The sequence below is a fragment of the bacterium genome (genome assembly GCA_036524115.1).
In the GTDB taxonomy this organism is placed as follows: Bacteria; JAUVQV01; JAUVQV01; order JAUVQV01; family DATDCY01; genus DATDCY01.
Genome location: DATDCY010000046.1, coordinates 1 through 6,258, shown reverse-complemented (window position 1 = coordinate 6,258; position 6,258 = coordinate 1). Strand labels below are relative to the sequence as shown.

The window sequence follows — 6,258 nt, the reverse complement described above, 5'->3', positions numbered from 1 at the left end:
GCCGGTCGCGACCGCCGCCGAGGCGCCGCGGGGCGACGAATCGCGGCGTGAGGCGATGGAACTGCTGATCCAGCGGGGCGACTACGCGGGCGCCGCGCAGATGTGCGACGCGCAGGGCGACCTGGCGCGTGGCGCCGATCTCTACCTCAAGGCGGGACTGTTCACGGAGGCGGCCGCGAACTTCGAGCACATCGGGGAGCACGCGCGCGCCGGCGAGGCCTTCCTCAAGGCCGGCGACCCGGAGAGGGCGGCGGCCAGCTTCGCCAAGGGCGGCGACGCCGCCCGCGGCTACGCGGCGCTGTCGGGCTACTGGTACGACCAGGGGGACGCGCGGCAGGCGGCGCAGTGGGCGGAGAAGGCCGGCGACCTGATCCAGGCGGCGACGTACTGCCAGGAGATCGGCGAGCTGTCGCGGGCGGCGGACCTTTTCTTCCGCGGGGGCTTTTTCTCGGAGGCAGCGGACATCTTCTCGCTGCTCAACGACCTGCCGCGGGCGGCCGAGGCGTTCGCGAAGGCCGGCCGGCCGCTGGAGGCGGCGCAGGTGCTCGAGAGGGCCGGCGGCGAACCGAAGCGGACGGCGGAGCTGTACGAACAGGCCGGCGAGTTCTACCCTGCGGGACGCCTCTTCGCGAAGCTCGGCGAGCTGGACCGCGCGCTCACCGCGCTGCAGCAGATCGACGCTTCCGCGCAGCACTACCCGCAGGCGTCGATGCTGGTGGGGATGATCTTCCTCAAGCGGGGGCAGGCCGGCCTCGCCCAGGAGAAGTTCACGAAGGTCATCGCGGGGCGCCCGATCCAGCGGGCGACGCTCGAGCCGTACTACTTCCTCGCCCTGTGCCACGAGCGCGCGGGGGAAAAGGACAAGGCGCGCGAGGTCTTCGAGAAGATCCTCGCCGAGGACTACAACTTCCGCGACGTGAAGGCGAGGCTGGCGGCGCGCTAGGACGGGATGAGGCGCGCGGCCCTGTTCCGGGCTCTCCCCGTTCTCGTTGCGTTTCTGTTCACGCTGGCCCTCGCCTGCTACCGCGTCTCGGACCCGGACCTCTACTTTCACCTCGCGTTTGGAAAGCTCCTCTGGTCGGGGTCGTTCCCGACCGAGAACGCGATGTCGTTCACCTGGGGCTCCTACCCGTGGAAGAACGCGGAGTGGCTATTCGGTGCGATCGTGTATCAAGTGCACGCCGCCGGCGCCGAGGCGGCCGACTCCGTCTTCGTTGCGATCGTGGCGGCGGCGGCCTTCGCCTTGACCGTGGATACCATGCGGAGACGGCTCCCGGACGCGACCGTTTTCGATTGGCTTCGCCTTGCGCCGTTTCTCGTTGCGGCCGTGGCTGCCTCGCAGTTTCGGTTTGTGCCGCGTCCGCACCTGATGACCTTCCTCGGGCTGGCTCTGCTGCTGAATCTGTGGGAACGGAAGTCGCGGTTCCTGCCGCTCTGGTTCGGCGCCGCGGGGTGCCTCTGGGCGAACGTTCATCCCGGCGTGATCTTCGGACTGGCGGTCTGTGCGGCCTTCATCGTCCACGCCGCTCTGTCCCCGGGGAGGAGGGACTTCGGCGTCGCGGTCCGGGCCGCCCTCGGCTTCGTCATCGGCTCGCTCGCAAACCCGTTCTTCCTCTACCCGTACGTGTATTCCGCCAGCCACCTGTTCATCGACGAGCGGGTTGTGCTCGCGGAGTTCATGCGCCCTCTCGTGGGATGGCACGCCCCGTTCTTCTTTCTCGGCGCCCTCGCGCTCCTGGCCATTCCCGCCCGCTGGCTCCGGCGCGACTACCTCTACGTCCTGCTCGTGGCGGGTTTCCTGCCGCTGTGTTTCTTCGCCGCGCGGATAGTTCCGAAGTTCCTGCTCCTTGCGCTGCCCGGGATGTGCCAGACCGGCTTCGAGATCGTCCGGAGCGCCCACCCGGGCCGCAGGCGCGCGGCGCGCGTGGTTCTGCCGGCTCTCGGCGTCTGCGCGCTCGTGCTGGCGGGCAGGCAGGTCTTCCTGATGCCGCTGCACGACCCGCGCGGCTGGGGGATCAACGAGGCGCGCCTGCCGGTGGACGCGGCGGACCTCATCGCCTCGCGCGGGCTGCAGGGCCGGATGTACAACGACTTCCAGCAGGGCTCTTACCTGATGTGGCGTCTCTATCCGGCACAGCGGGTGTTCCAGGATGGCCGCAACTTCGCGTATCCGGCCGAATTCCTTCGGGAGGTGGTGACGATCCCGCCGCAGGAGTGGCCGGCGATGCTGCAGCGGTACGGCATCGACATCGCGGTCCTCGGCAGGGGGCCCCATGATTGGACGCTGAACAAGGGCGGCGTGCTGGACTCGCTCGGCTGGATGCTTGTTCAGGCCGACGGCGTCTCGCTGGTGTACGTGCGGCCCGGCTCAGCCGACGACCCGCGCGTGCGCGATCTCGCATTGCGCCGTGTCAGGCCCTGGCTTCCGCCGGGGCAGTTGGACGCAATCGCGGGCCAGCAGCCGCGCGAGGTCCACGCCGAACTGTCGCGGCTGGTCCCGGAGCGCTTCTACAGGCCGATGGAGTCCTACACCCTCGGCTCGACCGCGATGCTGGTCGGGGACCTGGCGCTCGGGGAGCGTTTCCTTCGCGCCGGGCTCGCGAACAATCCCAAGGACCCGAATCTCACGCTTGCCCTCGCCGTTGACCTCGAGCGGCAGGGACGTCGGGCCGACGCGGTGGCGTGGTACCAGACGTTCGAAGCGCTCCAGCCCGCGAGCCCCGAGGGGATGGAGTTCGCGCGGAAGCGCCGTGAGGCGCTGGCGAAGTGAACTGCGAGTCAGGGCGCCAACTCCGCGAAGCCGACGTGCCCGACCTTCCTGCCTGCGAGGGCGCACGCCGCGGCCAGCGCCTCGCGCAGCGATCTGCCGGCCGCGAGCGCGCCAACCATCCCGGCGTTGAAGGTGTCGCCGGCGCCCAGGGTGTCGACCACCTGCGGCGGCGCCACCGCAGGCGCGTGGTGCAGTGTCCCGTCGGCCTCGATGCCCCAGGCGCCCTCCGCGCCCCAGGCGACGCTCAGCAGCGTCCGGGGGACGCGGGCGTGCATCTCACGCAGGAAGGGCTCGGGCCGCGCGAAGCCGCCAGCCTCGGCGTAGCCGCGCGAGAAGAGCACCAGTCGCGCGAGGGGGAAGAGTTCCTCGGTTCCGGGGCGCATCTTCTCGGCCTCGAGCGACAGCAGCAGCTCCGGCCGGAAGAGACGCGCGTGGCGCACCATGCGCGTGACGCCCTCGCCGGGACGCGTCTCGAAGTGCGTCCACCGCCAGCGCGAGAGGTCCAGGCGCGCGAAGTCCTCCAGGTCGTACTCGGGCAGCCCGCGGTGGTGCACGATGGTGCGGTGCCCGCTGCCCTGCGGAATGAGCACGGCCGAGAGCGGCGGCATGCCGGCGACGCGGCGGCAGGGGTGGAGGTCGACGCCGGCCACGCGCAGTTCCTCCTCCAGCGGCGAACCGGCCGGGTGGTCGCCGAGGACGGCGCCGAGGGCGACCTCGTGGCCGAGGGCCCGCAGCACGCGCGCGGTGTTGGCGGCGTTGCCTCCGGCGGCGACGCGCAGGGTCGCCGCGCGCACCTCCTCGTCTTCCGCGGGGTGGTGCGGCACGCCGAAGACGAGATCGAGCACGGCGTTGCCGACGCAGAGAATCCGGGCCATGGCGGTCGCGCTCCCTCCCGGCGCCGCGGTTGCGGGCCGGAGGCAGTATCCCACAGAGCGGTTCGCGAGGAGAGGGGCGGCAGGTGACGCACCGCGTCGTCGCGCTGGGAGCGAGCAACCTGCTCCGCGGTCTTGCGGCGGTCGTGGCGGCCGCGCGGGACACCTGGGGACCCGGCGTGGAGGTGCTGGCGGCCGGGGGGCACGGGCGCTCGTACGGCAGGCGCAGCACGTTCCTGGCGCGCGGCATCCCCGGCATCCTCGAGTGCGGCATCTGGGATGAACTGGAGCGCCTCCCGCCCGCGCCCACCCGCGCGCTGATCACGGACGTGGGCAACGACATCCTCTACGGCCGCTCGCCGGCGCAGGTGCTCGCCTGGGTCGGGGAGGCCGTCGACCGGCTCCAGCGGCACACGCGCGACATCGTGGCGACCGACCTGCCGCTCGCGAGCATCCGCCGTCTGTCGAACGTGAAGTTCCTCGCGGTGCGGACTGTCCTGTTCCCGGCCAGCCGCGTGACGGTGGAGCAGGCACAGGAGGCGGCGGCCGCGGTCGACGAGGGGATGGTCGCGCTCGCTGCCGCGCGCGGGCTGCGTCTGCAGCACCTGCGCGAGGAGTGGTACGGCTTCGATCCGATCCACATCCGCGCGTCCCTCTGGCCGACGGCGTGGGGCGAGATCCTGATGGGCCCGGACGCGGACCGGGTCCCGGGGCGATCGACGCGGCGCGAGTGGCTGCGCCTCTACCGCACGCGTCCGGAGCGGCGGTGGATGTTCGGCCGGGAGCAGGTCACGCCGCAGCGCGGGACGGCGCTGGCGGGGGGAGGAGTCCTGCGGATGTACTAGTTCGGCGGTGCCGTCGGCCGGCGTCCCCGTCGATCTCGCCCGGGGGCGCCGGCTGACGTTGCGTGCCTACGGCAGGACGGTGGTGTCGGACACCTCGAAGTTGTCGAAGCCGATCGTGCGGCGGGCGCCGAAGCCGGCGACCCCGACGCGTCCGATCCCGGTCGCCGGGTAGGTCCTCGTCAGGACGGGCTGCGCGCCGTTGTCCACGAAGACCTTGACCGTATTGGCAACCGGGTCGACGTCGACCTGCACCTCGTGCCAGACGCCGGACTTGGCGAAGAGCTTCGGCACGCGCAGGCTCAGCACGCTGGCGCCGCGGCCGCCCACTGTCCCGGTCTGGCCGATGATCACCCGGCCGATGTCGCGCGCGAAGCGCACGTAGCGGAAGTTGCGGCCGTCGACGTAATCGAAGAGCACGTCCGCCCGCGCGCCCGGTTGCGGCCTGACGAAGCGGAACTTGGTGACGATCCGGCCGCCGGCGAACGGAGCGAGGCCTGCGATCGCATCATCGGCCAGGGAGACGTTGCGCCCGTCGGCGAAGTTGACGAAGGTCCCGTGGTCGCCGCCGAAGCGCCCGGCGATGCGGTCCCAGCCCGGGGCGCCGGCCCAGGTCGCGTCGCTGAAGTCCGAGAAGAAGAGCTGGCCGGTCGGGGGCGGCGGGGGCGGCGGGGGCGGCGGCGGGGTGGTGTCGGTGACGACGACCGAGGCGCTGCGGCTGGTCGAGACGTTGCCGGCCGCGTCCTTCGCCCACGCGTAGAGCGTCCAGGTGCCGACGGCCGCGAACGTGTACGTCTGCGGCGCGGTCGCGGACCAGCCGGTCGCATTCGCCGCCGGCGCCGTCGCGTCGGGCGTGAGCAGGTATCCGGTGACGCCGACGTTGTCCGAGGCGGTGAACGCGAGGATGTTGACCGTCAGCGAGGTCGAGTCCGCCGGGAGGCTGAAGGCATCCACCGTCGGGGGCGTCGCGTCGGGGGGAGCAGGGTGGTCGGCGGCGTCGCCCGGGAAGGTGAGCGCGGTGATCTCGGCGAGGTTGGTGAAGCCGTCCCCGTCCGAGTCCGCGCCGTTGATGGCGGTGAAGCTGTGGCCCGCGGCGGCGAACGCGGCGCCGTAGGCGTTGCGGGGGGATGGGACGCCCGTGTGGCAGAGGGTGCACGTGTCGATGCGGCTGCCCTTGGCGGCCGGGTAGGTGCCCTCGAACTGCGTCAGGTAGCCGCCGGACGCGGAGGCGGGCAGCGCCCGCAGGAGCAGAGCCCCCGCGAGGGCTGCGGCGGCGAGGAGGAACGATCTCTTCATGCGGTTCTCCTTTCGGTGCCTTGGATCTTCGGTGCCAGCGCCTGCGCTGCAGGTCGCTCCATCACTGTCGGGCCCCTTCCGTGAATCCGACAAATGCACTCATACACATAGCGAGATAGATGCCGGAAGTCAGGTGACGTTGCTCACAGTTGGGGAGGACACCGGAAAGCGCTTGTAGATCATAAAGATACGGGATAGGGTTGGAGGCGGGAAGTGCCGAAGCAGGTTTTCCTAGGGAAGGGCAGGCCGGGAAATGAAGACGCCGAAGACCAGGTGCGAGTGGGCCGGAACCGACGCGCTCTACGTTGCCTACCACGACGCCGAGTGGGGCGTGCCGGTCCACGACGACCGGAAGCTCTTCGAGATGTTGATCCTCGAAGGCGCCCAGGCGGGGCTGAGCTGGCTGACGATCCTGCGCAAGCGGGAGAACTATTGCCGGGCCTTTGCCGGGTTCGATGCGGAGCGGGTGGCCGCCTTC

Annotated in this window: 6 protein-coding genes; 4 read left to right on the top strand and 2 right to left on the bottom strand. The window is 71.2% G+C overall.

Features of this window, described 5'->3' with window-relative positions; genetic code table 11:
* Together VI078_02245 and VI078_02240 are read left to right on the top strand one after the other, a co-directional pair.
* The coding region (locus VI078_02245; protein HEY5998107.1) for a tetratricopeptide repeat protein at nt 1–943 on the top strand (943 nt) is incomplete at its 5' end.
* 6 nt (nt 944–949) lie between these two features.
* Nucleotides 950–2,770, top strand: coding sequence for a hypothetical protein (locus VI078_02240; GenBank protein ID HEY5998106.1), 1,821 nt, complete (start codon nt 950–952; stop codon nt 2,768–2,770).
* Between the two features lie 8 nt (nt 2,771–2,778).
* On the opposite strand, the gene VI078_02235 is transcribed toward VI078_02240, so the two are convergent.
* Nucleotides 2,779–3,645, bottom strand: coding sequence for a PfkB family carbohydrate kinase (locus VI078_02235; GenBank protein HEY5998105.1), 867 nt, complete (start codon nt 3,643–3,645; stop codon nt 2,779–2,781).
* 83 nt (nt 3,646–3,728) lie between these two features.
* On the opposite strand from VI078_02235, the gene VI078_02230 reads away from it, so the two are divergent.
* The gene (locus tag VI078_02230) at nt 3,729–4,487 is read left to right on the top strand and encodes a hypothetical protein (protein HEY5998104.1); all 759 of its coding nucleotides are present in this window, start codon (nt 3,729–3,731) and stop codon (nt 4,485–4,487) included.
* 66 nt (nt 4,488–4,553) lie between these two features.
* On the opposite strand, the gene VI078_02225 is transcribed toward VI078_02230, so the two are convergent.
* On the bottom strand, nt 4,554–5,780 hold the full coding sequence (locus tag VI078_02225) for a hypothetical protein (GenBank protein ID HEY5998103.1): 1,227 nt from the start codon (nt 5,778–5,780) through the stop codon (nt 4,554–4,556).
* 253 nt (nt 5,781–6,033) lie between these two features.
* Between VI078_02225 and VI078_02220 the strand changes: the two genes are divergently transcribed.
* Nucleotides 6,034–6,258, top strand: a 225-nt coding sequence (locus tag VI078_02220) for a DNA-3-methyladenine glycosylase I (protein HEY5998102.1), incomplete at its 3' end; no start/stop codon positions are given.